Source organism: Sphingomonas sp. (genome assembly GCF_036387535.1).
Taxonomy (GTDB): domain Bacteria; phylum Pseudomonadota; class Alphaproteobacteria; order Sphingomonadales; family Sphingomonadaceae; genus Sphingomonas_R.
Genome location: NZ_DASVTO010000088.1, coordinates 1 through 26,811, shown reverse-complemented (window position 1 = coordinate 26,811; position 26,811 = coordinate 1). Strand labels below are relative to the sequence as shown.

At 67.3% G+C, this 26,811-nt stretch carries 26 protein-coding genes and 1 tRNA gene; 10 read left to right on the top strand and 17 right to left on the bottom strand.

Features of this window, described 5'->3' with window-relative positions:
- Positions 1-40 precede the first annotated feature (40 nt).
- The gene (locus VF649_RS08090) at positions 41-2,098 is read left to right on the top strand and encodes a transglycosylase domain-containing protein (protein WP_414713649.1); all 2,058 of its coding nucleotides are present in this window, start codon (positions 41-43) and stop codon (positions 2,096-2,098) included.
- A gap of 64 nt (positions 2,099-2,162) precedes the next feature.
- Here VF649_RS08090 and gorA read toward each other — a convergent pair whose 3' ends face one another.
- Together gorA and pgi are read right to left on the bottom strand one after the other, a co-directional pair.
- Positions 2,163-3,509, bottom strand: coding sequence for a glutathione-disulfide reductase (gene gorA, locus VF649_RS08085; protein WP_331011451.1), 1,347 nt, complete (start codon positions 3,507-3,509; stop codon positions 2,163-2,165).
- Positions 3,510-3,691: 182 nt separating this feature from the next.
- Positions 3,692-5,206, bottom strand: a complete 1,515-nt coding sequence (pgi, locus tag VF649_RS08080; RefSeq protein ID WP_331011450.1) for a glucose-6-phosphate isomerase — start codon at positions 5,204-5,206, stop codon at positions 3,692-3,694.
- A gap of 129 nt (positions 5,207-5,335) precedes the next feature.
- Here pgi and lepB point away from each other — a divergent pair, with 129 nt between their 5' ends.
- Positions 5,336-6,094, top strand: coding sequence for a signal peptidase I (gene lepB, locus VF649_RS08075; protein ID WP_331011449.1), 759 nt, complete (start codon positions 5,336-5,338; stop codon positions 6,092-6,094).
- Positions 6,095-6,115: 21 nt separating this feature from the next.
- On the opposite strand, the gene VF649_RS08070 is transcribed toward lepB, so the two are convergent.
- Both VF649_RS08070 and VF649_RS08065 read right to left on the bottom strand, forming a co-directional pair.
- Positions 6,116-8,449 (bottom strand): putative bifunctional diguanylate cyclase/phosphodiesterase, encoded by a 2,334-nt coding sequence (locus tag VF649_RS08070; RefSeq protein WP_331011448.1) that lies wholly within the window; start codon positions 8,447-8,449, stop codon positions 6,116-6,118.
- Entirely contained in the window at positions 8,446-9,036 is a 591-nt protein-coding gene (locus tag VF649_RS08065) for a methylamine utilization protein (protein ID WP_331011447.1), read from the bottom strand. The genes VF649_RS08070 and VF649_RS08065 overlap by 4 nt, the downstream gene beginning before the upstream one ends.
- 134 nt (positions 9,037-9,170) lie before the next feature.
- On the opposite strand from VF649_RS08065, the gene VF649_RS08060 reads away from it, so the two are divergent.
- Both VF649_RS08060 and VF649_RS08055 read left to right on the top strand, forming a co-directional pair.
- On the top strand, positions 9,171-10,016 hold the full coding sequence (locus VF649_RS08060) for a DUF3034 family protein (protein ID WP_331011446.1): 846 nt from the start codon (positions 9,171-9,173) through the stop codon (positions 10,014-10,016).
- Positions 10,016-10,489 carry a group 1 truncated hemoglobin gene (locus VF649_RS08055; RefSeq protein WP_331011445.1) on the top strand — a complete coding sequence of 158 codons (474 nt, stop codon included), beginning with the start codon at positions 10,016-10,018 and terminating at the stop codon, positions 10,487-10,489. The genes VF649_RS08060 and VF649_RS08055 overlap by 1 nt, the downstream gene beginning before the upstream one ends.
- A gap of 15 nt (positions 10,490-10,504) precedes the next feature.
- Here the strand turns inward: VF649_RS08055 and VF649_RS08050 are convergent, their stop codons facing one another.
- From VF649_RS08050 to VF649_RS08040, 3 genes are all read right to left on the bottom strand, one after another.
- Positions 10,505-11,059, bottom strand: coding sequence for a CHAP domain-containing protein (locus tag VF649_RS08050; RefSeq protein ID WP_331011444.1), 555 nt, complete (start codon positions 11,057-11,059; stop codon positions 10,505-10,507).
- Between the two features lie 99 nt (positions 11,060-11,158).
- Complete coding sequence (locus VF649_RS08045; protein ID WP_331011443.1) at positions 11,159-11,497, bottom strand: tetratricopeptide repeat protein; 339 nt, start codon at positions 11,495-11,497, stop codon at positions 11,159-11,161.
- A gap of 164 nt (positions 11,498-11,661) precedes the next feature.
- Positions 11,662-13,902, bottom strand: a complete 2,241-nt coding sequence (locus VF649_RS08040; RefSeq protein WP_331011442.1) for a VacB/RNase II family 3'-5' exoribonuclease — start codon at positions 13,900-13,902, stop codon at positions 11,662-11,664.
- 183 nt (positions 13,903-14,085) lie between these two features.
- Here VF649_RS08040 and VF649_RS08035 point away from each other — a divergent pair, with 183 nt between their 5' ends.
- Positions 14,086-14,235 carry a hypothetical protein gene (locus VF649_RS08035; protein ID WP_331011441.1) on the top strand — a complete coding sequence of 50 codons (150 nt, stop codon included), beginning with the start codon at positions 14,086-14,088 and terminating at the stop codon, positions 14,233-14,235.
- 57 nt (positions 14,236-14,292) lie between these two features.
- A tRNA-Ile gene (locus VF649_RS08030) sits at positions 14,293-14,367 on the top strand.
- A gap of 195 nt (positions 14,368-14,562) precedes the next feature.
- On the opposite strand, the gene VF649_RS08025 is transcribed toward VF649_RS08030, so the two are convergent.
- Positions 14,563-16,218: a HAMP domain-containing sensor histidine kinase gene (locus tag VF649_RS08025; protein ID WP_331011440.1), complete on the bottom strand. Its 1,656-nt coding sequence runs from the start codon at positions 16,216-16,218 to the stop codon at positions 14,563-14,565.
- A gap of 174 nt (positions 16,219-16,392) precedes the next feature.
- Between VF649_RS08025 and VF649_RS08020 the strand changes: the two genes are divergently transcribed.
- Positions 16,393-16,872, top strand: a complete 480-nt coding sequence (locus VF649_RS08020) for an Lrp/AsnC family transcriptional regulator (RefSeq protein ID WP_331011439.1) — start codon at positions 16,393-16,395, stop codon at positions 16,870-16,872.
- A gap of 70 nt (positions 16,873-16,942) precedes the next feature.
- Here VF649_RS08020 and xth read toward each other — a convergent pair whose 3' ends face one another.
- The 6 genes from xth to VF649_RS07990 form a co-directional block, all read right to left on the bottom strand.
- Complete coding sequence (xth, locus tag VF649_RS08015; RefSeq protein ID WP_331011438.1) at positions 16,943-17,719, bottom strand: exodeoxyribonuclease III; 777 nt, start codon at positions 17,717-17,719, stop codon at positions 16,943-16,945.
- A 44-nt stretch (positions 17,720-17,763) separates the two neighbouring features.
- Positions 17,764-18,093 (bottom strand): iron-sulfur cluster assembly accessory protein, encoded by a 330-nt coding sequence (locus VF649_RS08010; RefSeq protein WP_331011437.1) that lies wholly within the window; start codon positions 18,091-18,093, stop codon positions 17,764-17,766.
- Between the two features lie 39 nt (positions 18,094-18,132).
- Positions 18,133-18,861: a M23 family metallopeptidase gene (locus VF649_RS08005; RefSeq protein WP_331011436.1), complete on the bottom strand. Its 729-nt coding sequence runs from the start codon at positions 18,859-18,861 to the stop codon at positions 18,133-18,135.
- Positions 18,862-18,965: 104 nt separating this feature from the next.
- Positions 18,966-19,784 (bottom strand): ferritin-like domain-containing protein, encoded by an 819-nt coding sequence (locus VF649_RS08000; protein ID WP_331011435.1) that lies wholly within the window; start codon positions 19,782-19,784, stop codon positions 18,966-18,968.
- Entirely contained in the window at positions 19,774-20,262 is a 489-nt protein-coding gene (locus VF649_RS07995; protein WP_331011434.1) for a peroxiredoxin, read from the bottom strand. The genes VF649_RS08000 and VF649_RS07995 overlap by 11 nt, the downstream gene beginning before the upstream one ends.
- Entirely contained in the window at positions 20,262-22,961 is a 2,700-nt protein-coding gene (locus VF649_RS07990; RefSeq protein ID WP_331011433.1) for a bifunctional [glutamine synthetase] adenylyltransferase/[glutamine synthetase]-adenylyl-L-tyrosine phosphorylase, read from the bottom strand. The genes VF649_RS07995 and VF649_RS07990 overlap by 1 nt, the downstream gene beginning before the upstream one ends.
- A 105-nt stretch (positions 22,962-23,066) precedes the next feature.
- On the opposite strand from VF649_RS07990, the gene VF649_RS07985 reads away from it, so the two are divergent.
- Positions 23,067-23,231: a hypothetical protein gene (locus VF649_RS07985; protein WP_331011432.1), complete on the top strand. Its 165-nt coding sequence runs from the start codon at positions 23,067-23,069 to the stop codon at positions 23,229-23,231.
- A 31-nt stretch (positions 23,232-23,262) separates the two neighbouring features.
- On the opposite strand, the gene VF649_RS07980 is transcribed toward VF649_RS07985, so the two are convergent.
- The 3 genes from VF649_RS07980 to VF649_RS07970 form a co-directional block, all read right to left on the bottom strand.
- Positions 23,263-23,922: a sigma-70 family RNA polymerase sigma factor gene (locus VF649_RS07980; protein WP_331011431.1), complete on the bottom strand. Its 660-nt coding sequence runs from the start codon at positions 23,920-23,922 to the stop codon at positions 23,263-23,265.
- 103 nt (positions 23,923-24,025) lie between these two features.
- Positions 24,026-24,163, bottom strand: a complete 138-nt coding sequence (locus VF649_RS07975; RefSeq protein ID WP_331011430.1) for a hypothetical protein — start codon at positions 24,161-24,163, stop codon at positions 24,026-24,028.
- 69 nt (positions 24,164-24,232) lie between these two features.
- Positions 24,233-25,027, bottom strand: coding sequence for a response regulator (locus VF649_RS07970; RefSeq protein WP_331011480.1), 795 nt, complete (start codon positions 25,025-25,027; stop codon positions 24,233-24,235).
- A 277-nt stretch (positions 25,028-25,304) separates the two neighbouring features.
- Between VF649_RS07970 and VF649_RS07965 the strand changes: the two genes are divergently transcribed.
- Together VF649_RS07965 and VF649_RS07960 are read left to right on the top strand one after the other, a co-directional pair.
- Complete coding sequence (locus tag VF649_RS07965) at positions 25,305-25,457, top strand: NepR family anti-sigma factor (RefSeq protein WP_331011429.1); 153 nt, start codon at positions 25,305-25,307, stop codon at positions 25,455-25,457.
- Positions 25,458-25,528: 71 nt separating this feature from the next.
- Positions 25,529-26,811: sensor histidine kinase (locus VF649_RS07960; protein WP_331011428.1), on the top strand; the 1,283-nt coding region annotated here is incomplete at its 3' end.

Sequence of the window (26,811 nt, the reverse complement as noted above, 5' to 3'; positions counted from 1 at the left end):
CCCTCGCCCACCCGGCGTATTGCCTCTATAGAACACCGATATGGACCTGACCCCGATCGAACCCGGTGATCCCTCCCGCCGGGGGATCGATCCCCGGGTCTGGCCCGCTGCCTCCGTCCTCACCCCGGTTCCGCCGCGTCGCCGCCGCTGGCCATCTTGGCTCGGCTGGCGACGCGTGGTGGGCGGCATCCTTTTGCTGTTCCTGTTGCTGATCGGCTGGTTGGCGATCACCGCCCCACTGTCGAAATCGCTGCGCCCGATCGCGCCGCCCAGCGTCACCTTGCTGTCGGCGAACGGCACCGCCATCGCGCGGCGCGGCGCGGTGATCGCGGCTCCCGTCGACGTCACCCGTCTGCCCCCGCATGTCGGCGAGGCGTTCATGGCGATCGAGGACCGCCGCTTCCGCAGCCATCTCGGCATCGATCCCTACGGCATCGCCCGCGCGGCATGGCACAATCTGCGCGCCGGCGGCGTACGCGAGGGTGGCAGCACGATCACGCAGCAGCTCGCCAAGGTCGCGTTCCTGGATTCGGATCGCACCGCCGCACGCAAGCTGCGCGAGGTGATGATCGCCTTCTGGCTGGAGGCGTGGCTGAGCAAGGACGAGATCCTGTCGCGCTATCTGTCGAACGTCTACTTCGGTGACAATGTCTACGGGCTGCGCGCCGCCGCCCGCCATAATTTCGACAAGCGCCCGGAACAGCTGAACATCGGTGAATCGGCGATGCTGGCTGGGTTGATGAAGGCGCCGTCACGACTGGCGCCGACCACGAACCTGGCGGGCGCCCGCGCGCGCCAGAAACTGGTGGTGCAGGCGATGGCGGAGGCCGGCTTCATCGATGCCCGGACCCGTGCGCGCGTCCGCCCCGCGCGGCTGCATGTCCGTACCGTCGGCAGCTTGCCGACCGGCACCTATTTCGCGGACTGGGCGATGCCGCAGGCGCGCGACCGCGCCGGCATGGTCTATGCCGAACAGACGGTGCAGACCACGCTGGACGATCGAATCCAGCGCGCCGCGATCCGCGCGATCAACCGCGCACCGCTGGCCGGGGCGCAGGTCGCGCTGGTTGCGATGCGCCCCGATGGCGAGGTCGTCGCGATGATCGGCGGCCGTGACTATGGCGACAGCAGCTTCAACCGCGCGACGCAGGCGCGGCGACAACCCGGATCGACGTTCAAGCTGTTCGTCTATCTGGCCGCGCTCCGCGCCGGCATGACCCCGGACGACCGGATTTCCGATCGTCCGCTGACGGTCGACGGCTGGTCCCCCGCCAACAGCGACAAGCGCTATCGCGGCGATATCACCCTGCGCGAGGCATTCGCGCGGTCCAGCAACGTCGCCGCGGTGCGGTTGCAGGAGAAGATCGGCCGCGACAAGGTGATCCGTGCCGCGCGCGACCTGGGCGTTACCAGCCCGCTGCGCACCGATCCCAGCCTGGCGCTCGGCACATCGGGCATGACGCTGCTGGAACTGACGTCGGCGTTCGCGGCGATCGCCGACAATGCCTATCCGGTGAAGCCGCATGGCCTGCCGACCGAAGAACGCAGCTGGTTCGACAGGCTGTGGGACCGGCAGAGCAATTTCGGCAGCGATCGCCACAAGATGCTGCTCGATCTGCTCTCCGCCACCGTCAATCAGGGCACCGGCCGCAACGCGGCGCTCCGCACGCAGGTGTTCGGGAAAACCGGTACGACGCAGAACAACCGCGACGCGATCTTCATCGGCTTTGCCGGCGATATCGTCACCGGCGTCTGGATCGGCCGCGACGACAACACGCCGTTGCAGGGCGTCGCGGGCGGCGGCCTGCCAGCGCGGATCTGGCGCGATTTCATGGCCAGCGCGATCGGCAGCGCGCCGTTGGTGCGCGAAGCGCCAAAACGCCCGGAACCGCCGGCGCAGGATTCCCTTCCCGATCTCGACAACATCACCATTCCACCCATCACGATCGGCGACGTTACGATCGGTGTCGACGACGAGGGGCTGACCCTCACGCCCGCGCCCGACCGCGCACCGCCGTCACCGCGACGCAGCGACGATTTCGCGCCGCTCCCGCCGCCGCGGGACGATGACATACCGCCTGAGGACGAGGGGCCGTAATATCTTCAGGAACCGGCTCGGCCCTCCTGTTCGGGCAGCGGCGATATGAACGGCGCCTCCCCCCTTATTTGAACAGCACCAGTTCCTCCGCCATCGACGGGTGCAGCGCGACGGTGTCGTCGAACGCGCGCTTGGTCAGGCCTGCCTTCACCGCCACCGCCGCAGCCTGCAGGATTTCGGGCGCGTCCGGCCCGATCATGTGCAGCCCCAGCACGACCTCGGTTTCCGGATGGCAGACCATCTTGTACAGCGCGCGTTCGTTGCGGCCGGCCAGGACGTTCTTCATCGGCCGGAAATCGGATGTGTAGACCTTGGCCGAACCGTAGCGGTTGCGGACCTCCGCCTCGGTCATCCCGACCGCAGCGATCGGCGGATGGCTGAACACCGCGCTCGGGATATTGTGGTAATCGACGCGGTGCGGCTTGCCGCCATACACCGAATCCGCAAACGCCTGCCCTTCGCGGATCGCGATCGGGGTCAGTTGCACGCGATCGGTGACGTCGCCGACCGCATAGATGCTCGGCACGTTCGACCGGTTGTCGTCATCGACGATGATCGCGCCGCGGTCGCCCAGCATCACGCCCGCTTCCTCCAGCCCCAGCCCTTGGGTATGCGGACGCCGCCCGGTGGCGAACATCAGCACGTCGGCGTCGATCGGGTCATGGTTGGTCATGAACACCTTCAACGATCCGTCGGCTTGTTTCTCGACCTTCTCGAACGCGGCGTGGAACTTGAAATCGATCCCCTTCACCGTCGAAATATGCAGCAGCCGGTCGCGGATCTGCGCGTCATAGCCGCGCAGGATCACGTCCGACCGGTTGACCATCGTCACATGCGATCCGAACTGGTGGAAAATGCCGGCGAATTCATTGGCGATATAGCCCGCGCCCGCGATCATCATGCGGCGCGGCACCGCATCCAGGTGAAACACCTCGTTCGACGTGATGCCATGTTCGGACCCCGGAAACGTCGGCACGTCCGGCCAGGCACCGGTCGCGATCAGGATACGCTCGACGCTGATCTCGCGCCCGGACGCCAGCCTTACGCCATGCGGCCCGGTGACGGTCGCGCGCTCATGAAATAACGTGACGTCGTTGTTTTCCAGCGTGTTGGTATACAGTCCCTCCAGCCGCGTCACATCGGCCAGCACCGCGTCGCGCAGCCGGATCCAGTCGAACCGGCAATCCGGCACATCCCATCCGAACGCCTTTGCATCCGCCAGATCCTCGGCAAAATGCGCGCCGTAGATCAGCAGCTTCTTCGGCACGCAGCCGCGGATGACGCAGGTGCCGCCGACGCGATATTCCTCCGCCAGCGCGACCTTCGCGCCGTAAGCCGCGGCCACGCGGGACGCCCGCACTCCTCCGGAACCGCCGCCGATAACAAAGAGATCATAGTCGTAATGCGGCATGCCGGGCTCCGGAGATTCGATAGGGTTCGTAGATGGGGCGCGGCCTTCGGAAAACTACTCATATGTTCCTTCCACACCCGCCGTAATCCCGGCGCAGGCCGGGATCTTCCTTCGGTGAAGAACTGACCCCAAGCCCAAGGGAGATCCCGCCCTCCGCCGGGATGACGAGTAGGGGCGTCCCGTCACCCCAGCGCGCGTGCGATCAGCGCGCGGGTCGACGGATCGAACCGCTCCGTTCCTTCCTCGGCGATCGACCGGGCGATCGCCTTGCCCAGTTCCACCCCCCATTGATCGAACGGATTGATGCCCAGCAGCGCGGCATTCGCAAAGGTCCGCTGTTCGTAGAAGGCGAGCAGCGCGCCCAGCCGGGCCGGATCGAGCCGGTCGAGCAGGATCGTGGTCGACGGCCGGTCACCCGGATAGGCGCGCTGCGGATCGTCATGCGCCTGCCCCGCCATCAGCGCCGCGCCCTGCGCGAAACAATTGACCAGCAACGCATGATGATGCGCCTCGTCCAGCGCGTCGCCGGGCTCGATCACCGCGACGAACTCGACCGGAACGAGATGCGTGCCCTGGTGCAGCAATTGGAACACCGCATGCTGTGCATCGGTGCCGACCCCGCCCCAGGTGATCGGCGCGCTGGGCACTTCGAGCGGCGCACCGGTGGATGTCACGCGCTTGCCGTTCGACTCCATCTCAAGCTGCTGCAGATAGCTTGGCAGCAACGCCAGCCGTTCGTCATAGGCGAACACCGCGCGCGTCTCCGCCCCGCGGACGACCGCATAATACAGGTCGGAAAAGGCGGCGAGCAGCGGCGCATTCGCCAGCGGCTCCGCCAGCCGGAAATGGCGATCCATCGCCGCCGCGCCTTCCAGCATCGTTTCGAACGCATCCCAGCCCAGCGCCAGCGCGGCCGGAAACCCGATCGACGACCACAGCGAATAGCGCCCACCGACGCTCTCCGCGAACGGCAGCACCCGGGTTTCGTCGACGCCCCATTCCACGGCCTTGTCCGGCGCCGCCGTCAGCGCGATGACCTGGCCGTAAGGATCCTCGACATCATGCTCCGCCAGCCACGACAGCGCACTGGCGGCGTTCAGCATGGTCTCCGTGGTCGTGAACGTCTTGGACGCGATCACGATCAGCGTGGCCGCCGGATCGAACCGCCGGAACACGCGCTCCAGCGCCAGTCCGTCGACGTTGGACACCACCGCGACGTCATAGCGCCCGGCATCGTCGCCCAGCGCATCGATCAACAGGTCCGGCCCCAGCGCCGATCCGCCGATCCCGATATGCAGGACGTGCCGGAACGGCCCGATCGCCTCCGCCTCGATCGCGTCGATCAGCCCGCGCATCCGCGCATGCAGGGCGCGCGCCGCCGCCACGCTGTCGGGCGCGCCCTGCCCGCGCTCGGCGACATGCTCCGCCGCGCGGCCCTCGCTGCCGTTGACCGCCGCACCCGCGAACAGGGCGTCGCGCCTGGCCGCGAAATCCTGCGCCGTCGCCAGGTCGAGGAACGCCGCCAGCGTCGCCTGCGTCAGATGCGTCTTCGCAAAATCGAAGCGCAGTCCCGCTTCCTCGATCACCATCCGCGACAGGCGATCGGGCTCCGCGGTGAACAGGTCGGTCAGCCGCGGCGTCGGCACGGCCCGCAACGCGTCCCATGCGGCGGCGGGGGTGGCGGTGGCGTCGGTCATGCTGAAGCTCCATGATCAGGGGGTCCGCGCGCGCCATATCCTGCGGTCGGGGCCACGTCATGCCTCTTCTCGGCGGAAAATGGCGGCCCGGCTTGACCTCTGGCCGATCGCAGCGGCATCGCATGCCGCATGTCGCGCACCAGCCTGTTGAAAACACTGCGTCTGTTGGCGACGCTGTTCGTCACGGGCTGGCTGGTGCGCAGCGTCGCCTTCGGGCTGTTCGCGATCCCCAGCGTATCGATGCTGCCGGGGCTGTGGCCGGGCGACTATCTGCTGGTGGCGAAATGGCCCTATGGCTGGTCGCGCTACGGCCTGATCGGCGGCGCGCCGCTGTTCGCCGGGCGGCTGGCGGGGGCGCTGCCGGCGCGCGGCGATGTCGTGGTGATCCGCGATGATGATCGCAACGTCGTGAAACGGGTCATCGGCCTGCCCGGCGACCGCATCGCGCTCGACGCCGGTGCGGTGTCGCTGAACGGTCGGCCGCTGCCCCGGCTCAGGATCGGCGATTTCGTGATGCCGACCGGACCGGACGATCGCTGCGGCGGGGTCGGGATCACGCCCGACGGCTGCCGCTACCACCGCTATGCCGAAACCCTGCCTGGGCTGGCGCCCCACCCGGTTCTGGACGGCGGCATCACCGCGCGCGACCGGATGGCGGAACGACGCGTGCCGGCGGACAGCCTTTTCCTGATGGGCGACAATCGTGACGAGAGCGCCGACAGCCGGCTGGCACGGGACGATGGCGGTCTCGGCATGATCCCTGCGGACCGGCTGCTCGGCCGCGCCACCGTCTTGCTATGGTCGACGGACGGCAGTGGGCGGTGGCATTCGCCACGCTCCTGGTGGCGTGCAACGCGCTGGGATCGCATTGGTCGCGGAATCCGCTGACGGCCGCCGGACGCCGGTTCGCTACGCCACCTTGCGTTCGGGCGCCTGGCTCATCTCGAACAGTCCGATCACCTGACTGGCTGGCACCGGGCGGCTGAACAGGAAGCCCTGGACATTGGTGCACCCCTCCAGCCGCAACGCCGCGAGTTGTTCGGGATCCTCCACGCCTTCGGCCGTGGTTTCCATCCCCATCGCGCGCGCCAGATGCGTGATCGCGCGCACGATCGCGATATTCTCGTGCCCTTTCAACAGGTCGGTGATGAACGACCGGTCGATCTTGATCTTGTCGAACGGAAAACTGCGCAGATAGCTCAGGCTGGAAAACCCCGTTCCGAAATCGTCCAGCGCGATCCGCACGCCCAGGCTGCGCAGGCTGTGCAGCGTCGCCAGCGTCGTCCCGCTGTCCGCCAGGAAGATCGACTCGGTGATCTCCACCTCCAGCCGGCCGGGTTCCAGCCCCGATCGCGCCAGCGCGTCGACCAGCGTGGCGAGCAGTCCGGGGCTGCCGAACTGGATCGGCGAGACATTCACGGCAATCCGCACCGGCGCGGGCCAGGTCGCGGCCTCGCGCGTCGCCTGGCGGATCACCCACTCGCCCAGTGGCACGATCAGCCCGGTTTCCTCCGCGACCGGAATGAACTCGATCGGCGACACCAGCCCGCGGACCGGATGCCGCCACCGCACCAGCGCCTCGAACGCGGTCACCCGGTTGCTGCTGAGGTCGAACAACGGCTGATAATGGAGTTCGAACGCGCCCTCCTGCAACGCCTGGCGCAGGTCGGCTTCCAGCACGCGGCGCGCCCGCGCGGCGGCGTCCATCCCCGCCTCGAAATAGCGAAACGTCGCGCGTCCCTCCGCCTTCGCGCGGTACAGCGCCAGATCGGCATTCTTCAGCAAGGTACTGGAATCGCTCCCGTCGCCGGGCGCCATGGCGATGCCGATGCTGGTGCCGACCGGCACGCTATGGCCCTCCACCTCGATGGGGCGCGACAGCCGGTCCAGCAACGCCCGGGCCAGCGCCTCAGGTGCCTGCCGCCCGCCACATTCCAGCAGGATCGAAAACTCGTCTCCGCCCAGCCGCGCGACGAAGGCGTTGCCGGCAACCTCCGTCATGATCGCGGCAAGCCGCGTCAGCACCGCGTCGCCCACCAGATGGCCAAGCGAGTCGTTGATCCCCTTGAAATCATCGAGGTCGAGCGCGAACACCGCCACTTCGCGCCCCTGATGCAGGCTGCGGCGCAGCAATTCGTCGACCTGCGTGCGCAACAGCGCGCGGTTGGGCAGTCCGGTCAACGGATCGTGGAACGCCAGATGGCTGATCTTGCGCTCGCGTTCGCCGATCGCGGCGACCATGCGGTTGAAGCTGCCGGCCAGCCGTTCGATCTCGTCGCCCGATCGGATCTCCACCTGCACCGCGTCGCCAGACTCCAGCCGGCGCACGGCATTGTCCAGCACCGCGATCGGCCGCGTGATCGATTTCGACAGCCGCGCGGTGCCCAGCGCGACCGCAGCCAGCCCGATCAGGCCGATCCCCCACAGCAGATATTCAAGCGGGCGATACACGGCCAGCGCCGCATCCAACGGATATTGCAGGACCAGCAACGCCGGGCGGGCGGGATCGAAACCGGCCAGCGGCTCCACCCGCGTCAGCGTCCGGCCGCGCGCCGTATCCAGCGCCAGCGTCGCGCTACGGCGCCCGTCCAGCGGGGTCAGCGCCGCCGCCAGTTCCGGCACAACTGCCGCTCCACCACTCCGCCACAGCCCATGGGCATCGCGCCGGACGACGCTGGCATCGAAGGGGATCGCCGACAATTTGGTCAGCGACTGCATCGCGCGGCCGTCCAGCCGCACCGCGAACACCGCCCAGCCGATCAGGGTCGGTGCCCGAACCGGTGTCGCCACCGCCTGATACAGCGCGTCGCCGATCTGCACGATACCTTCGGATTTTCCGTCATCCAGGCGGTCGCTCAGCAGCGCTGCCGATCGCGCATCCGTCGCGTTCAGGCCCACGACCTGCCCGTCGACTGTCAGCAGGAACGCGGCCGGGATGCCGATCCGCTTGCGCAGATTATGCAGCGCCGACTCGGTTGTCGCGGTGTCGCCCGTCGCCGCCGCGGCCCGGAATCCATAATCCTGCGCCAGCATGGCGGCCGCCTGCCGCAACTGATCCGATCGCAGCGTCCACAGCCGGTCGAACACCACCACGCCACCGCTCAGGTCATGCGCCACGCTCTTTTCCGCAGTGCGCGAAATCGCGACCTGCAAAGTCAGCCCCGCCACGAACAGCACCACCGCGAACATGCCGGCAAATGCCAGCGTCAGCCGCGTGCGCAGCAGCGTGAAGCGCGGGATCATTCCGCCCGCACCGGAATCGCCAGCGTTTGCGTCAGGCCGCCCGGCGGAACCGCGACCTGGATCTCCAGTTCGTTCCCGCGCCCTTTCAGGCGGGGATGCCACAGGCGCAGCCGCACCGTGCCGGGGGCCAGGCCCGTCAGCAGCACCGCGCCGTTCGCGGCGGATTTGCCCGCGAAAGGCGTGTCGACTACCCGCACGAACCCCGACATGCCGTCATGGATGTTGCATCCAAGCGCCACCGTCCCCGGCTTGTCGAACACGATGCTGTGGCTTTCGTCCCGACCATATAGCTTCAGCTCGAAACGTTTGACGGGCGAGAAGGAATAGACATGGTGCCGCACCCGATCGAGATTGGGAAAGGCGACGCTCGCGCCGACCGGCACGATCAGCACGCCCGGCTTGAACTGCACGTCCTGCTGCGCGACCCGGTACGGGCCGGCCGCGCGGAGCACCGCCTTCGGCGCCCCGGCGGGATAGGCGCTGACCACCGCGTCGGCCAGCGGTCGCCCGCCCGGATCGGTGATCGTCAGCCGAGCATCCGCCGCAATTGCGGGGACCGGCAACAGGAGCAGCAGGAGACAGGACATGGATCGCATGCTAGCGGTCTGACAGCCGATCTTGAACATTGGGTTAAGTCCCGCCGACGCCGCATGGATAACGGGTCGTTAAACTTTCGGCGCTACCAGCCGACTGGATGCTACGTCTGATCCTCTCTTTCCTGATGGCCATGATGCTGGTCGCGGCGCCGGCGCACGCCAATGATCGCCGCGGCGGCGGCCGGATGCTGCTGACCGACGGCGTGACGGCGATCGAGGGATCCGCCGGCGGCGGGATCGCGACCTGGGCGACGATCGCCGGAGCCGAAACCCGGAACGGCATTGGCGGAACGGTCCATGCCACCGCCGTGCTGGCGCCCGATTTCACGTTGCGGAGCCAGGGCATCGCCACCGGCCTGTTCGACCGGGTCGAGCTTTCCTACGCCCGCCAGTCGCTGGATACGGACAAGGCGGGAACCGCACTCGGGCTCGGTCGCGGATACCGCATCGCGCAGGATGTTTTCGGAGCGAAGGTCCGGTTGATCGGCAATCTGGTCTATGATCAGGACACCGCCCTTCCCCAGATCGCCGTCGGCGTGCAGCGCAAGCGTGCCAACCGGTCCGCGCTCGTCGCGGCGCTGGGGGCCAGATCCGACACCGGCACCGATTATTATGTCGCCGCGACCAAATTGGTTCTGAAACGCGGGGTGCTGCTGAATGCCACGCTGCGCATGACCAAGGCCAACCAGGGCGGGCTGCTGGGCTTTGGCGGTGACAAGAGGCCCGGCTACCGCGCGCAGATCGAGACATCGGCCGGCGTCATGCTGTCGCCGCGGCTCGTGATCGGCGCCGAATATCGCACCAAGCCGGACAATCTTCGGTTCGCGAAGGAACAGGATTGGGGCGACATGTTCGCGGCCTATGCGGTCAGCCGCAACATCACCGCCACCGTCGCCTATGCCGACCTGGGATCGATCGCGACCTTCAAGAAGCAGCGCAGCCTGTTCCTGTCGCTGAGGGGAAGATTCTGATGATGTTCGCGCCATTGCTGCTCGCGCTCCAGGCCGTACCGGCTGTCGCGCCCGGCGAGGATCCGGTCGCACCTTTTGTGCAGGCGGACACCAACGCCGGCGCGCGGCCCGCGACCGACCCCGCGCTGGTCGCGGCATTCCACGGCCAGCCAGGCATCCGCCGCATCGTCGATGGCCTGGTCGATCGCAACATGGCCGATCCGCGGATCGGGGACATCTTCAAGGGGCAGGATCTGGTCCGATTGCGCCGCACACTGTTCGAACATCTCTGCTATGTCGTCGGTGCAGGCTGCCACTATTCCGGCCGCGACATGAAGAGCAGCCACAAGGACCTTGGTATCCAGCAAAAGGATTTCAACGCGCTGGTCGAAAATCTTCAGGCGGCGATGCGGGCGGAGGGGGTGCCGTTCGGTGCCCAGAACCGGTTGCTCGCCATGCTGGCCCCGATGCACCGCGACGTCATCGTTCGGTAAGTCCGCCGCCGGCCTTCACCCGATCGAGTCGATCACCGCACCGATGATGTCGGGTGACGGACCACTCAGTTTCGGCGACGGAGCCGCGGTTCGGACGGCGTCGGATACCGACGCGCCATAGATGAACCCGAACGTGGGATAGCCCGATCCACCGAGCGCGTCGTCCTGGTGATACCACACGCGCACTCGGCTCCAGTCGCCCTGGTCCGATATGTCGGTGACTGTCACGTCGCGCTCGACCTGCCCGCGCGTTCCGCCGATCCGCGACCAATTGCTGTGCGTGACCATCACCACGCGCGGACCCACCACCTGGCTTACCACCGCGACATGGCCCAGCCGCATCGCGCCGATCGGGCGAAACACCAGCACGGCGCCGACCTTCGGCCGGTTGCCACGCGCATAGCGCCCGTCCGCCTGCGTCCACCATGTCCACGCATCGCCGTACAACTGGATGCCCGACATCGCGCGGGCAAAGGGCACACATTCCCCAACCGTCTCGCCGGTCACCTCGGCCTGAACGGCCGCCGCCGACAGCAAACCCGACAGGAACAGCAGACTCGACCAGCGCATCGACACCCCCTATCCATTCTGGATACGGAAAAATGTCCAAGACGGGTTAACAAAAGCCTGCTTCACCCCCTGCCCATCGGCTGTGGCGACAAACCGTGCTCAGCGTGCGGCAAACTGTGCATTACGCGCCAGTGCGCGCTTGGCCAGCGTATGCGACCACGCCGGATTGCCGTCCGGCGTCGCCATCTGGACGTTCGGGGTCGCCAGCACGCGCCGATACAGCGCGTCGGCATCCACGTCGCGCGCCGTCTGGCGATAGACATGCGCCAGGTTCAGCAGCACGCCGGGCTCGTTCGATCCCGCCGCCAGTTCCGTTTCCAGCTGCCGCGCAGCGCCGGTCAGATCCTTTGCGGCGATCGCCTGAAACGCGACCGGATCCGCGGCCAGTGCGGCCCCCGCCACCGACAGCAACAACGCACCTCCGAGCAAACGAATCATGACACCCTCCATTTGTGTTACATCTTGATGACATGAAGGCTACGCTTTTAAGAAAAGCTGTAAATAGGCTGATTTTGTCCCGGAAAAATAAAAACCCCCTCCGCGTCGGCGAAGGGGGTGCAGGGTCTCGATACGGATATCGCCTATGACGACCGGTGCAGGCGTCAGCGTTTTCCCTGATGCCGAATGTTGCGCGGTCGGCCCGGGCGCCCCATCCTCGGCCGTTCGGACCGTCCCGCCCGTAGCGGCGGACGGTGGCTCGCGCCTGCGACGGGTTCGAACCGGAGCGCACCGCTGATCGGATCGGATTCCACCAGCCGCAATTTCAGCAGCTGCCCGCTGACATAGCGATCGCCGCTCTCCTCGCCGACCAGCGCCTGCGCGGCTTCGTCATAATGGAAATACTCGCTGCCCAGCGTCGACACCGGCACCAGCCCGTCGCCGCCAATGTCCTGAACCGTCGCGAAGAAGCCGAACGGGCGCACGCCGGTGATCCGGGTTTCCACCACCTTCCCCACGAACCGCGCCAGATAGGCCGCGACATAGCGATCGACTGTCTCGCGCTCCGCCTCCATCGCGCGGCGCTCGGTCCGGCTGATCGCCTCGCCCAGCTCCGTCATCCGCTCGGCATCGGCCACCGGCAGGCGCGTCTCCGGCACCGCCGGCGCTAGCCCGTACGCCCCGACCAGCGATCGGTGGACGAGCAGATCGGCATAGCGCCGGATCGGGCTGGTGAAATGCGCATAACTGCCCAGCGCCAGTCCGAAATGGCCGGTATTGGCCGGCGCATAATAGGCCTGCGTCTGCGATCGCAGGATCTGCTCCATCACCTGCGGCCGGATCGCGGGATCGTCGATCCGATCGAGCAGATGGTTGAACGTCGCCGGTTTCACCACCTGTCCCAGCGCGAACGACACACCGAACGTATCCAGATATTCCTTCAGCGCGACCAGCTTCTCCCGGCTTGGCGGCTCATGGTCGCGGTACATGACCGGCGCCTTCTTCGCCTCCAGCGCCTTGGCCGCCGCGACGTTGGCCGCGATCATATATTCCTCGATCAGCCGCATCGAATCGAGCCGTTCCCGCGGCGCCACCGACGCGATCCGTCCGGTTTCGTCCAGCACGACCCGGCGTTCCGGCAAGTCGAGATCGAGCGGCGCCCGCCGATCGCGCGCACCCGCGAACAGGCGCCAGCACGCCCAAAGCGGGTTCAGCGCGCCGTCCACCAGTTCCGGCGACACCCGCCCAGGCTCGCCGTCGATCGCTGCCTGCGCATCCTCATACGCGATGTTCGCCGCGATCCGAACCAGCGCGCGCGTGAAATGCCACCCCTTCAGCGTGCCGTCCGACGCGACGCGCAGGTGACAGACCAGCGCCGCACGATCGACGCCTTCCTTCAACGAACAGACATCGGCCGACAGGATTTCTGGCAGCATCGGCACGACGCGATCGGGGAAATAGACGCTGTTGCCGCGCTTGCGCGCCGATCGGTCCAGATCGGAACCGGCGCGGACATAATAAGCCACGTCGGCGATCGCGACGATGGCGCGATATCCGCCGACATTGCCGGGATCATCGTCGGGCGTCGCCCACACCGCATCGTCATGATCGCGCGCATCGACCGGATCGATCGCCACGATCGGCAGGTGGCGCAGATCCTCACGCCCTTCCCCGATCGGCAGTGCGGCCGCGGCGGTCGCCTCCGCCAGCACATCCTCCGAAAACACGTCCGGAATGCCGAATTTGTGAATCGCGACCAGGCTGAAGCTGCGCGGCGCGAACGGATCGCCCAGCCGGTCGGTCACGCGCACCGTCATCCGCGGCGGACGCCCGGTCTTTTCCGCCAGCACAAGGTCACCGGCATCGGCCTCGCCCGCGTCCGACACCGGCCAGTCGCGCTTCTCGCGCTTGTCGACCGGCTTCAACCACAACCGATCGCCCTCGCGCCGCAGCACGCCCAGCACCTGCTCCTCGCCGCGCGCCAGCGTCTTCATGGGATGCGCCAGCCATCCCGATCCCGCCTCTTCGGTCCGCGACAGGATCCGGTCGCCCGGCCCCAGCGGCGCGCGTTTCCCGCGCGCCATCACGCGCAACCGCGGCGGCGGCTGGTCGCTGTCCCAATTTTCCGGCACCGCGATCGGCACGCCCTCATCGGTCACGTCCACGATCCGCAGCACCGTCACCTTCGGCACGCCGCCCATCTTGTGGAACGCACGGCCCGGCGCGCTGTCGATCAGCCCTTCATCCGCCATATCCTTCAGCAGCCCTTTCAACAGGATCTTGTCCTGCGCATGCAGGCCAAAAGCGCGTGCGATCTCCCGCTTGCCGGCCGGAGTTTCGCTGGAGGCGATGAAATCGAGGATTTGCTGGCGGCTGGGCAGCCCCGGGGCGTGTCGTTTTGGCATGGCTCTGCTCTTAGGCTCCGCCATGCGCCGCGTCACCTGCCAGCAGGTTATCCTGCTTTGGTGACAGCCAGGTGAAAATCATGCGCAACTTCGCGCAACCGCATCGATTCCGATTGTAAGATTCGTGCCGGGATGGCACATCAATAAAAAATACTACAACATAAGTCGGAAGGAGCGGAACTGATGGCCACGAACCTGATCGGCCCTGGCGGCGACTCGCAGGATCGCGTCGTGACGGAGAATTACACGGTGCCCAAGGCACTGCTCTGTTCCGGGCTGTTGTCGGCCACTGCATGGGGCGCCATCGCCTGTCTGGTGATCCTGCTTCATTGATCCGCAGGGAAACGGGCACTTGCCACGCCGCGCCTGCCTCCGCTATCCGCGCGGTCGGGGCCTGTAGCTCAATGGTAGAGCCGGCCGCTCATAACGGCTAGGTTGCGGGTTCGAATCCTGCCGGGCCCACCACATGCACCGCAACGATCCGTGATCGTCCCGAAGCATGACCCGATCGCCCGATCCCTGCGCATGACCCGGCGGGCTTGTTCTCGTGCCGCAAGATGGTGCCGACGGCTCATACCCGGTCCGGCATATCTGCATCACATCCGGCAACGGCTTTCTGGTCGACCGGGGGCCCTTTCCCGGACTCGGTCTGCCCCTCGATCAGGCGCTGCCGGCTTCGCTGTCCGCCACCGGTCGCGGCAATCGCAGCCGGAACTGCATGTCGTCGATATACAGCTTCCCACCCGCCAGCGACGCCAGGTTGCGCACCAGGCGCAGGGAAAAGCCAAGCCCGAGCAGCGGCGCATCCGGCCAATCGCCATCGGGCGCATAGCCCGGGTCGAGCAGCGTGCGTTCGTCGCGGCCGTGCAGGCGACGGGGACGCGCCACCGTGAACACCAGCCCGCCCGCACCGTCCGACTCCAGCGTCACCGGGACACGTTCCGCCGGTTCCGCCAAACCGATGGCGGCGGCGATCATCCGCGACAACATCCGGTCGAACAGGATCGGATCGCCGACCTGACCGACCAGCCCGGATGCGATCGTCACGTCCAGCCTCGGGTCATGCACTCCGCGTGGCTGATGGCGCGACGCGATCTCCGCCAACAACGCCGCCGGCTCGATCGGATCGACCTCCACGTTGACCCGCTCCGCTTCCAGCCGCGCCGCCATGTCGAGGTCGTCCACCGCTGCAAGCAGCCGGCGACCATCGTCGGAGATCGACCCGGCATGATCGCGATAGTCGCCCGCGACCGGGCCCAGGATCTGCCCCTCGATCATGTCGGCAAATCCGACGATCGCATTCAGTGGCGTCCGCAGCTCATGCACCAGTTGCCGCAGCGAATCCGGCGCGATCCCGCCCAGCACCGCCCCGTCGCGCCGGGACGGGGTGGCAATCTCGTCCGGGCGCGGCCGGCGCGCGGTCCCGCGATATCCCATGAACCGACCGTCCAGCGGCGCGAACAACGGAACCGCGGAAATGCGCCAATCGCCCGCCGCCGGCCCGGCGCCCGCGACGCTCAACCGGGCATCGCGAAACGGGCTGCGCCGGCGAAACGCCCCGGCGACGTGGCCATCGACGCCGTGCCCGGCCTCGTCCCCGGCCACCTCGGCCAGCGTCTCGCCAACGATCGCTTCCCGCGGCGCACCGTCGACCCAGAAGATCACGCCATCACCCGCCGCTTCAAATCGGAACTCGCTCGCCGGCACCACCGGCTCCGCCGCTATCGCCGTGCCCGGCAACGGGCGATCGCGGCGATAGGCGTCGATCCGCTTCACCAGATCGCTGATCGACACGCCCATGGCGCTGACGATCGGCTCGACCGGACGTTCGACGGCGGTTTGCGTGACGACGGGCGACGCCGGCTCGGCCACGACATCCATCGCGGGGGCATTCAGCACCAGATCGGTGGCTCCGAATGCGGCCAGCGCGCGGCGGGTGGCCGCGTCCAGGTCACGCCGGTGGCGCAGAACGCCACGCGCCGTGGGCGACAGCTGCGGCAGGATGGCGGCCCAGTCGCCACCGATCAATCGCGCCGTGCCCAAGACCGGCGCCGCGACCGAGGGAACATCGTCCGCAAACAGCTGGATCATCGCGGCGGACAACCGGCGACCTGCAACCATCCGGGCCGCGCGGATCCGCGTCGCGATCGTGGTATCGGCCCGCATGTCGCGCAGCATGGCATAGGCGTGCGCCATCGCCGATCCCCCGCGCCCCTGCGTGATCAGATCGATCAGTTGCACCCATACCGCATCGCGGGCGTCCGCCGTGGCCAGCGGCTGATCGATCACGGTGCGGATCATGTCATCGTAACGCACCCGGGGTCGATCCTTTGCGAGCCTGCCATCCGGACGATCCACCCGGCGCATCCCGTCGGTAGCGGGAAGTCGCCAAAGTGGAAACACCCGTTTTGGCCCCGTTACATTATGAGACGATTCCATTTCGTTGATAGATTATTCCAATGTCGGATCAGATCAGTATAGGGTTATGCCATGGCAAACCGCTATCCCCTTGATTCCATCGATCGCACCATCCTCACATCGCTGCAGGACGAAGGTCGAATCACCAATGTCGATCTTGCCCGCCGTGCCGGCCTGACCGCCCCGCCCTGCCTGCGCCGCGTGCGCGCGCTGGAAGAAGCGGGGATCGTCGAGGGCTATCATGCCAAGCTCAACGCCGCCGCGCTCGGCTACGGCATCATGGTCTTCGCGCTGGTATCGCTGCGATCGCAGGCGGAGGAGGACCTTCGCGCGTTCGAAGCACATATGGCGGCGCTGCCGCAGGTGCGCGAATGCCACATGCTGAATGGCGAGATCGACTTCATCCTGAAGATCGTCGCGCACGACCTGCAAAGCTTCCAGAGCTTCCTGACATCGGAACTCACCACGGCCCCGCATGTCGCCAGCGTCAAGACATCGCTGACGATCCGTACCGCAAAGGACGAGAGCGGGATTCCGGTCGACCCGGACTGATCACGTCGCGGTGCGAGACGTTCCGGCCGGTGACCTTATGCGGCAGGACTTTTGCCCCACGCTTCGGGCGCTACCGCAACGACACCCAGGTCGGGGCGTGGTCCGACGCCTTTTCCTTGCCGCGTGTCGCCTTGTCGACCCCGGCATCGATCAGCCGATCGGCCGCGGCGGGGCTCAGCATCAGATGATCGATCCGGAACCCGGCATCGCGCGCCCAGGCGCCGGCCTGGTAATCCCAAAAGGTATAGACGGGTCCGCCCGGATGGCGCGCGCGGATCGCATCCGTCCAACCCTGAAAACACAGCCGCCGGAACGCCGCCTGTGATTCGGGTTGCAGCAGCGCGTCGTCCGCCATCGCCCGGACCGAAAACGTGTCGTCGCGCGTTCTGGTCGGGATCACATTATAGTCGCCGGCCAGCACCACCGGCTGCTCGGTCGCCAGCAGCGTGGCGGCATGATCGATCAGCCGGTCGAACCACGCCAGCTTGTAGTCGAACTTCGGCCCCGGCCGCGGGTTGCCATTCGGCAGATAGATGGACGCGATCACCACGCCGTTCACCGCCGCTTCCAGATACCGGCTGTGCGCCGGATCGGGATCGTCGGGCAGGCCGCGGCGGATCTCGACCGGATCGCATCCCCGCGCCAGGATCGCGACACCGTTGAAACCCTTCTGCCCATGCCAGATCGCGCCATAACCGGCGGCGCGGATGTCGGCTTCGGGAAAACTCTCGTCCTGCGCCTTGATTTCCTGCAGGCAGGCGACGTCGGGCTGCGTCTCCTCCAGCCATTCGATCAGGCGGGGGAGCCGGGCACGGATGCCGTTGATGTTGAACGTCGCGATCTTCATGCGGCGGGTCTAGCGGGTCCGACGCCCGGACGCACCCCCGTCGGTCAGATCGAGAAGCTGGTCCCGCATCCGCAGCCGGACGCCGCGTTGGGATTAGTGACGCGGAACGCCGATCCGCCCAGCGAGTCCACGAAATCGACCGCGCTGCCGCGCACCAGATCCAGGCTGACGGAGTCGACCACCAGGGTCACGCCGTCACGAACCGCCGCGACATCGTCCGCCTCGACCAGATCGGCCAGCCCGAACTTGTACTGGAACCCTGCGCAACCACCGCCGTCGACCGCCAACCGCAGGATCGGCGGCTTGCCCTGCCTTTCGGCAATCATGGCGACGCGCTTCGCAGCGGAGGGGGTCAGGTCGATGGGCTCGGACATGGGTGGGAGATAGGCGTGCGCCACCCCTGCCGCAATGGATCAGTTGACGGTTGGTCCGCCCACCGCCGCCAGCTGCGTACCCGTGGTCGCGCGCTGTTCGAACGTCGCGGCATATTCGGCGGAACGCAGATACGGGATCGGGTTGACCGCACGCCCGTCGATGCGGACCTCATAATGCAGATGGCTGCCGGTGGATCGGCCCGTCGATCCCATCAGCCCGATCAGCTGCCCGCGGTGCACGCGGGTGTTGGGGCTGACCAGCAACTTGGACATGTGGCCATAGCGCGTCTCCATGCCGGCACCGTGGCTGATTTCCACCATGTTGCCATAGCCATTGCCCCACCCGGCCTTGCTCACCACACCATCGGCGGTGGCATAGATCGGCGTGCCGAGCGGCCCGGCCAGATCGATCCCGGCATGCATTGCCGCGCTGTGCCGGAACGGATCGGATCGCACACCAAACCCGCTGGTGAAGTTGATGGTCTTCAGCGTCACCGGGCGCAGCGACGGCACGTTGACCTCCGGCGTGCCCGGCATCGTCATCGCGCCGCCGTCGTTCAGCGCATCGGCACGCTTCCAGGTGGTGAACAGCGCATGGAACTGGGCATCGGCGGGCTCCGCCTGCGCGTCGCCGTCCACCATTTCATAGCCGCCATCCATCGCCGCGCCCTCCTGCGGCGAAGCCTGCGCCGCGGTGCATCCCGCCATGATCGCGACCCCGGCCAGGAACCGAAGAGAAAACAGGACGTTGGAAGCGGTGAAGGTCATTCAAACCCCGGTATCGGCGCCTGCAAACCGCCCGGAGGGGCAGCATGCCTGCTGGAAGATCAGGTCGACATCGGGAAATGCTCCCCCCCGACGGCGTTGATCCTTCATGCGGCACGATCGGGTCGGTTGGGAAGGTCGGTATAATAGCCTTTCGTCAGACCGGCAGCGTGGCGCGCCGAGTCGTTGAACGGGGGCTTAATCGGACCCGCAAATCGCTCCGACACCAACCGGCGCCAGGTTTCGACCGGCGGTAATCCGCGATCTGCGCACATGGCCAGGAACCAGCGCACCCCGGCCGACACATGTCGCACCTCGTCCGCCGCAATCCGGGTCAAGATGCGGGCGGAGGTCGCATCGCCCCCGGCTGCGAAGCGATCGATCGTCACCGGCGTCACGTCCAGCCCGCGCGCCTCCAGCACCATCGGTACGATCGCCAGTCGCGCCAGCGCGTCGTCGGAGGTGTTGCCGGCCGCTTCCCACAGACCGTCATGCGCCGGCAGCGCGCCGTAGAAGCTGCCGAGCACGCGCAACCGTCGGTCGATCAGTGCGAAATGCATCGCTTCGTCCGCGCCGACCCCGAACCAGTCGTCCAGAAACGTCGGCGGGAACAGCATAGCGAACCGGCCGATCAGGTCGAACGCCAGGTCGATTGCGGCGAACTCGATATGCGCCAGCGCGTGCAGCATCGCGATCCGCCCGGCGGCGCTACCGCCACGCCCGCGCCGCGGCATCCGGGTGGCGGGTAACAGCTCCGGACGATCGGGCCGCGCCGGCCGGTCCGGCATCGTGCGGTCCCATATCACTACCAGCCGCCCGGCGCGCCAATCGCGCGCCGCCGCGCGCGCGGCCTTCACCTTGTCGGCCGGATGCGCCGCCGACAGGACCGCCAGCGCCGCCGCCGCGACGCTGCGTTCAGCCGGCATTCGGCCCGCGCACGACCTTCAACGCCCGCGCCGCCTCCAGCACCGCCTCCGCATGGCCCGGAACCTTCACCTTGCGCCAGACCTGCGCGATCCGCCCGTCATGATCGATCAGGAACGTCGCGCGGTCGATGCCCATATATTTGCGGCCATACATGCTCTTTTCGACCCAGGTGCCGAACGCGTCACACACACTGTCGTCGGCATCGGTGGCCAACGCGACCGTCAGCCCGGCTTTCTCGATGAACTTGGCCTTGCCCTTCGATGTGCCCTTGGAAATACCAAGGATCTGCGTGCTTTCCATCTGGAACGCCGCCTTCAGGCGCGAAAAGTCCTGCGCCTCGGTCGTGCATCCCGACGTGTCGTCCTTCGGATAGAAGAACAGCACCAGGTTTTCCCCGATCATGTCATGCAGCCGCAGCGTGCCGCCGTCGGGCGTTTCCAGCGCAAGGTCAGGCAGGCGATCGTTCGTGTCGAGCATCATCGGGGTCCTTCCACCACGGGTCCGCCGCCGCTGATGCGCGCCCATTCGTCCGCGATCAACCGCATTGCGGCGTCTCGCGCCGCCACCAGCGCCGACCAGTCGGCCTGGCCGCATGCCGATGCGATCAGCGCGCGCGCCGGCGGGGGCGGCTCGGTCGAATCCGGCGACACCAGCCGCATGACGACCAGCATTCGCGACAACAGCGCATGCGCCGCCGCCATCTCCGGGTTCAGCAGTCCCGCCTCCCCCAACACCGTCATCGCGACGCGCAATCGCGGGTCCAGCCCGACGCCGTGGCGCAATTGCAGGACGTGGACCGAAAATTCCGCATCGACGAGTCCGCCGGGCAGCAGCTTTACATCGAACGGGCCTGCCGCCGGCTTGTGCTGCGCGATCTCGCCGCGCATCCGCACCGCATCGGCGATCAGCGTGGCGGCATCGCGCGGGCGGCGCAGCACGGCCGCGATCGTCGCATCGAGGTCCGCGCGCGCCGCTGCCGACCCGAACACCGGCCGCGCCCGCGTCAGCGCCATATGCTCCCACGTCCAGGCATTTTCGCGCTGATACCGCGCGAAGCTTTCGGTCGAAACCGCCAGCAACCCCTGCGCACCGGAAGGCCGCAACCGCGTATCGATGTCGTAAAGCGGCCCGGCCGGCGTGGGTACGCTCAACGCGGCCGTCACGCGCTGCGCCAGCCGGTTGAAATAGGTGGTCGCACCGATCGGGCGGGCACCATCCGATTCCGCCAGATGATCGCCCGTGAACAGATAGACGAGGTCTAGATCCGACGCATGCGTCAGCGCCCCGCCCCCGAAGCGGCCGAGCGCCAGGATCAGCAGCTCGCCACCCGGAACATGGCCGTGCGCCTTCGCATATTCGGTGGTCGCGGCCGCCGCCAGTGCGGCGATCGCCGCTTCCGCGACGCGGGCATAGCCGTTCGCCACCACCAGCGGATCGGCCGCCGCCGCCACGATCTGGGTGCCCAGCGCAAAGCGGCGTTCATTCACCCGCGTCCGCACGCGGTCGAGCAGCCGCTGATAATCCTCGCCGCTCTCCCCGGCGACCAGTTCGGCCGCGAGCCTGTCTACGGGAGGCGGCGGGTCGAACGCGCTGGCGTCGATCAACCCGTCCAGCAACGCGGGGCGCCGGCCAAGCTGATCCGCCAGCGCCGGTGCCACGGCCAGGATGTCGGCCACCAGCCGCCCCAGCGCCGGCCGCGCCTCCACCAGCCGAAAGAAATCGATCGCGGTCGGCAGCCCCGACACCATTCGATCGAGCCGGACGAAGGCGGCATCCGGGTCGCTCGCGCCGCCCAGCGCCGCCAGCAACCCCGGCAGCGCGGCTTCCAGCGCCGCCTGTGCCGCCGGGGTGCGGAGCGCCCGCGGCGTACCGGCCCGCCACCCGTCGATCCGCCCCCGGATCATCGCCGGATCGGCGAACCCCGCCGCCGCGGCCGCTGTCTCCAGCGCGTCGGCCGTGCGGGGCACACCGGCATCGCTTGCGGGATCCAGGCAATCATAAAGCGCGCCGACGGCCCCGACCTGCGGGCGCAACCGATCCAGCAGGGCCGCACCATCGCCGTGCCCGTCGAGCTGCGCCACGCTGTCCAGCGCCGCCGGATCGGTGGGCAGGCTGTGCGTCTGACGGTCGTCCACCATCTGCAACCGGTGCTCGATCGTGCGGAACAGGCGGTATGCGTCTCCCAGCATGGCGGCATCATCCGCCGCGACATGGCCCGCGACGGTCAGCGCCGCCAGCGCGTCCAGCGTCGCGGGCGCGCGCAGGGCGGGATCGCGCCCGCCATGGATCAGCTGCTGGATCTGCGTGAAGAACTCCACCTCGCGGATTCCGCCGCGCCCGCGTTTCAGGTCGAAACCCGGGCCGAATGCCTGCCCGCCATGATGGCCGCGGATCCGGCGGGAAATCTCGCGGATCTCGCCGACCGCGCCGAACCCCAACCCGCGCCGCCACACGAACGGCCGGATCGCCGCCAGGAAGCTGCCGCCAAGCGCGACGTCGCCCGCCGCCGCGCGCGCCCGGATGAAGGCCGCGCGTTCCCACGGCAATGCGCTCGACTCATAATAGCTGATCGCCGCCCCGATCGGCAAAGCAGGCGGCGTCGCCTCGGGCGAAGGCCGCAGCCGCAGGTCGACGCGAAACACATAGCCGTCGCCGTCGCGCGCCTGCAGCATGGTGACCAGTTGCCGGGCGATCCGGGCAGCCGCCTCGACCGGCTCTTCCTGCCGCCGCCGTGGCAGCGTGTCGGGGTCGAACAGCAGGATCGGATCGATGTCGCTGGAATAATTCAGCTCGCGACTGCCATGCTTGCCCAACGCCAACAGCGTGAACCCGGTTACATCGGGTGCGCCACGCTCGCGGAAGATTGCGGTCAACGCCCGGTCGACCGCACGATCGGCAAAATCCGACAGGCGACCCACCACCTGCTCCAGCGTCAGCGTACCGGAGAGATCGCCCAGCGCCACCACCAGCGCCAGCGCCTGGCGCTCGCGCCGCAACGCCGTCGCAACCTCCGCAATGGTGTCACCCGGCTCGACGGCGGCCTGAAGCGCGGAATCGATCCCGCTCTCCATCAGCCGCGCGAGGACCTCGGGCCGGCGGTTCGCCAGCAGCCGCAGGAAGGGCGCATGAGCGCGGGCACGATCCAGCGCTTCGGCAAATCGGCGGCTATCCGTCATGTCTCTTCATGACACAGTGTGACCGAACTTGTCCTGTCTGACCTTTTCTCCGCAACTTCATGGCGAAATGGACGTTCAGGGTGCATGAAGAAGGGAGATGAACCGATGTTGAGGACCATCGATCGCGGCCGGCAGACGGCCTGCGCGGCGGTCATCGTCGGCGCACCCGATCCGGCAAAGGGCATCGGCCGCGCCCTACGTTCGGTCTACACGCCGGGCGGCGGCGCGCTGCCGCACGATATGCAGATGTTGCTGGACCGACTCCACTAAGCCGGGATGACCACCGCCATGGGCCGTCCGCTCAGCGCGGACGGCTCAGTTCGTCCACATCACCCATGATCGATTGCAGCGCGGTCTTGTCGGGGTCAGACACATACGACCGCCGCGACGGCAGCTTGCCCTCGCTCAGCAGCGTTTCCAGCGCGACACGACCGCGCGCGACGCGGCTCTTGATCGTGCCCACTGCACAGCCGCAGATTTCGGCGGCCTCCTCATAAGCGAAACCGCCCGCGCCGACCAGGATCAACGCCTCGCGCTGCGGCTGCGGCAGGTGCATCAACGCACGCTGCATATCGCCCAGCTCGACATGCCGGTCCTGGCTGGCCGGCGCCGCCAGCAGCTTGGACGCGGTAATCTCGTCCCACTCACCCTTGAACCGCGCCCGCCGCATCTGGCTGAGGAACAGATTGCGCAGGATGATGAAGGTCCATGCCCGCATGTTGGTACCGGCCTGGAATCGCTTCCGCGCGGCCCATGCCTTCAACAGCGTTTCCTGGACCAGATCGTCCGCCAGGTCACGATTGCCCGACAGCGAACGCCCGAACGCCCGCAAATGCGGGATAACACGGGCCAGTTCGTCCTTGAACTCGTTGTCCGGCAACGGCACGGGTTCGACCGCAACGACATCAACATCATCCTCGTCGAGATCGTCGGCGTCGCTCCGGCCATGATCCTCATTCATCACCAATATCATGCCCCCGCGGCCGGTCGATGCGCGACCAATGCCTTGAAAATAGGAATGCTACAGCCGGATTGCGACCGGTTTCTGACAAACGGCCCGGCGGTCAGGCGTACATCAGCAGCAGGACCAGAAACAGACCGACGATCAGCCCCAGCGAGATCGGCAGGACGTAGCGCGTGACATGGGTGCTGGCGCCTGCGCGGGCTTCGACACGCGTCGCTTCAATCGGCTGTTCCGCCATGTCGTCATCTCCGAATGTTCGTACCACATCGTGGTGACGGGCAACGTACCCGTCACCGGGATAGTTCCATCAGGCCGGAACGGTCGCCTGATCGAAGAACAGCGCCTGGCTGATCGCCGCCTTGACGGTGGAACGCTGGAACGGCTTGGTGATCAGGAAGGTCGGCTCCGGCCGCTCACCGGTCAGCAGCCGTTCGGGGAACGCCGTGATGAAGATCACCGGGACCGAGAACTCGGCCAGAATATCCTTGACCGCGTCGATCCCCGAACTGTCGTCCGCCAACTGAATGTCGGCCAGCACCAGGCCCGGCCGGTTTGCCAGCGCCTGCGCCACCGCCTCGTCCCGCGTCACGGCGACACCGTTCACCGAATGCCCCAGATCGCGGACGATCGTTTCCAGGTCCATCGCGATGATCGGCTCATCCTCGATGATCAGAACGTCGGCATGCGTCTGCCGCTCGATCTCGTCCAGCGCCTCCGCCACCAACGCTTCGACCTCGCCGACCTCCGCATCGATCAGATAACCCGCATCTTCGGGCGTGAAGCCTTCCATCGCCGTCAGCAGCAGCGCCTGGCGCGACCGTGGCGTCACCTGCGCCAGCCGCGCCTGGGCGATACCCTCACTGCCGGTATCGCCGGCGTCGCGGTTCTCCAGTTCGCTGTTGGTCGACGACCAGATCGCCTGGAATGTCCGGTACAAGCCCAGCCGCGCATCGACATCGCGCGGGAAATCTCCCGGTGCATCGACGATCGCCTGCAACGCCGCGCGGACATAATTGTCGCCGTGCGCCTGGCTGCCGGTCAGGGCGCGGGCATAGCGCCGCAGGAAGGGAAGGTGCGGAGCGAGATCCTGGCCGAGCGACATATCGTACTTATACTCCTGTTTCAGGCCATCATATCGCGGTGGGCGCACGCCAAGGCAAGCCGCCCCGATCCATTTGCGATCGGCCTGATCTTGTTGTCCGCAGTGGGAACCAACCGCACAGTTTTTTGTTTCCATGCGCACGATCGCAATTTTGCCTGCTGTCGTGATCGCGCCGAACCATCCCGATAATGGGCGGGCGGCGCGCCCACGACCGCAGGTTTTCGGGCGCTGTCGACGCGCGTAAAAGGGACGGGGGACGGACCAGTTGGCTCCTGAAGTGAAGAAGACCGCCAAGCCGCCGAAGCGAACCGGCACCGGCAACGGGCTGGGCGATGCCAACGTCGGACAGGCGTTGCGCTCTGCCTATCAGCGGACCGTGAACGAGGATATTCCGGCGGATCTGCTCGATCTTCTCGGCAAGCTCGATTGACGATCACGCGCTGATGTTGCCATGCCATGGGCCCGCCCTCCGCGCCCGGTCGGCATGGTGAGACAGGTGGCATGACCCTTCCCTCGTTCGCACGGCTGTCGACCGGCCTGAAAATGCTGCTGATCCTGACGGTAGCCCTGCTGCCGCTGGGGCTGATCGCGATCTTTGCATCGATCGAAAGCGCGCAGACGGCGCGGTTGCGCCGGAGCGAGGAAGCGCGCGTGCTGGCGTCGCAAGCCTCACGCCAGTTGAGCGTGGCGATCGGCCGGACCTCGCTCGATTTGCGGGCGGTCACCGCCCGGCTGGACTATGCGCCTATGACGCCGGCGACGCTGCGGGATCAGTGCCGCCCCGCGCTGGCCGCCTTACGCGATGCTCGCGGCGGGCAATATGAATTCGCCGTCGTCACGATCGGTGGTCGCAAGGTCTGCGCGACCGCGGGGTTCAGCGGCGTTGTCCCGCGGCGACCGCAGGACATCTTCGCAACCGAACTCCGACTGCTTGGTCAAGCCGCGCGGGTCCAGTTCGAAGCGCGATCGCCCGGCGGCGCGCTCTACGGCGTGGCAGAAGCACCGCTCGCCACGCTCGCCCGACTGGTCACCACGCCAGAGCGCGCCACGCTCCGCTACGGCATCGTCCTGCGGCAGGATGCCGAGCAATTGATCGTCCGCCCGTTCGTCAATCGTGCTGCGCTGGGGCGCAAGCTGGTCGTCCGCGCGCCGGTCGCCAGCGGTCAGATCGCGCTCGATCTGGTCATCAATGCGGTGCCGATCGGCGCCATCGAACTGCTGCTCGCGTTGCTGCCGATCCTGATGTGGGTGGCGGCGGCGGCGATCGGATGGCTGGTGGTTGATCGGCTGATGATCCGGCCGCTGCGCCTGCTGGAACGGGTGGTGGCGGGGTATCGGCCCGATGCCGGCCCGATGGCGCTGCCGCGGCTGACCACCCCAGCGCGGGAAATCCGGGACCTGGGCGCGGCATTCCGGATGATGACCGACCGGATCAGCCGGCATGATGCCGAACTGGCCGAAGGCCTCGCCCGCCAGACCAAGCTGACGCGGGAGGTGCACCACCGCGTCAAGAACAACCTGCAGGTCGTCGCCAGCCTGATCAACATCCACGCCCGCGGCGTCGATGACCCGGCGGTAGCGGCGGCCTATGCGTCGATCCAGCGCCGGGTGGACGCACTGGCGGTCGTCCATCGCAACCATTTTGCGGAGCTGGAGGCCAATCGCGGCGTCGGCTTGCGGGCGCTGATCGGGGAACTGGCCGCCAATCTGCGTGCGACCGCAGCACCCGGCGCCGGCGGGTTCGGCATCACGCTCAACCTGATGACCGCATTCTGCACGCAGGA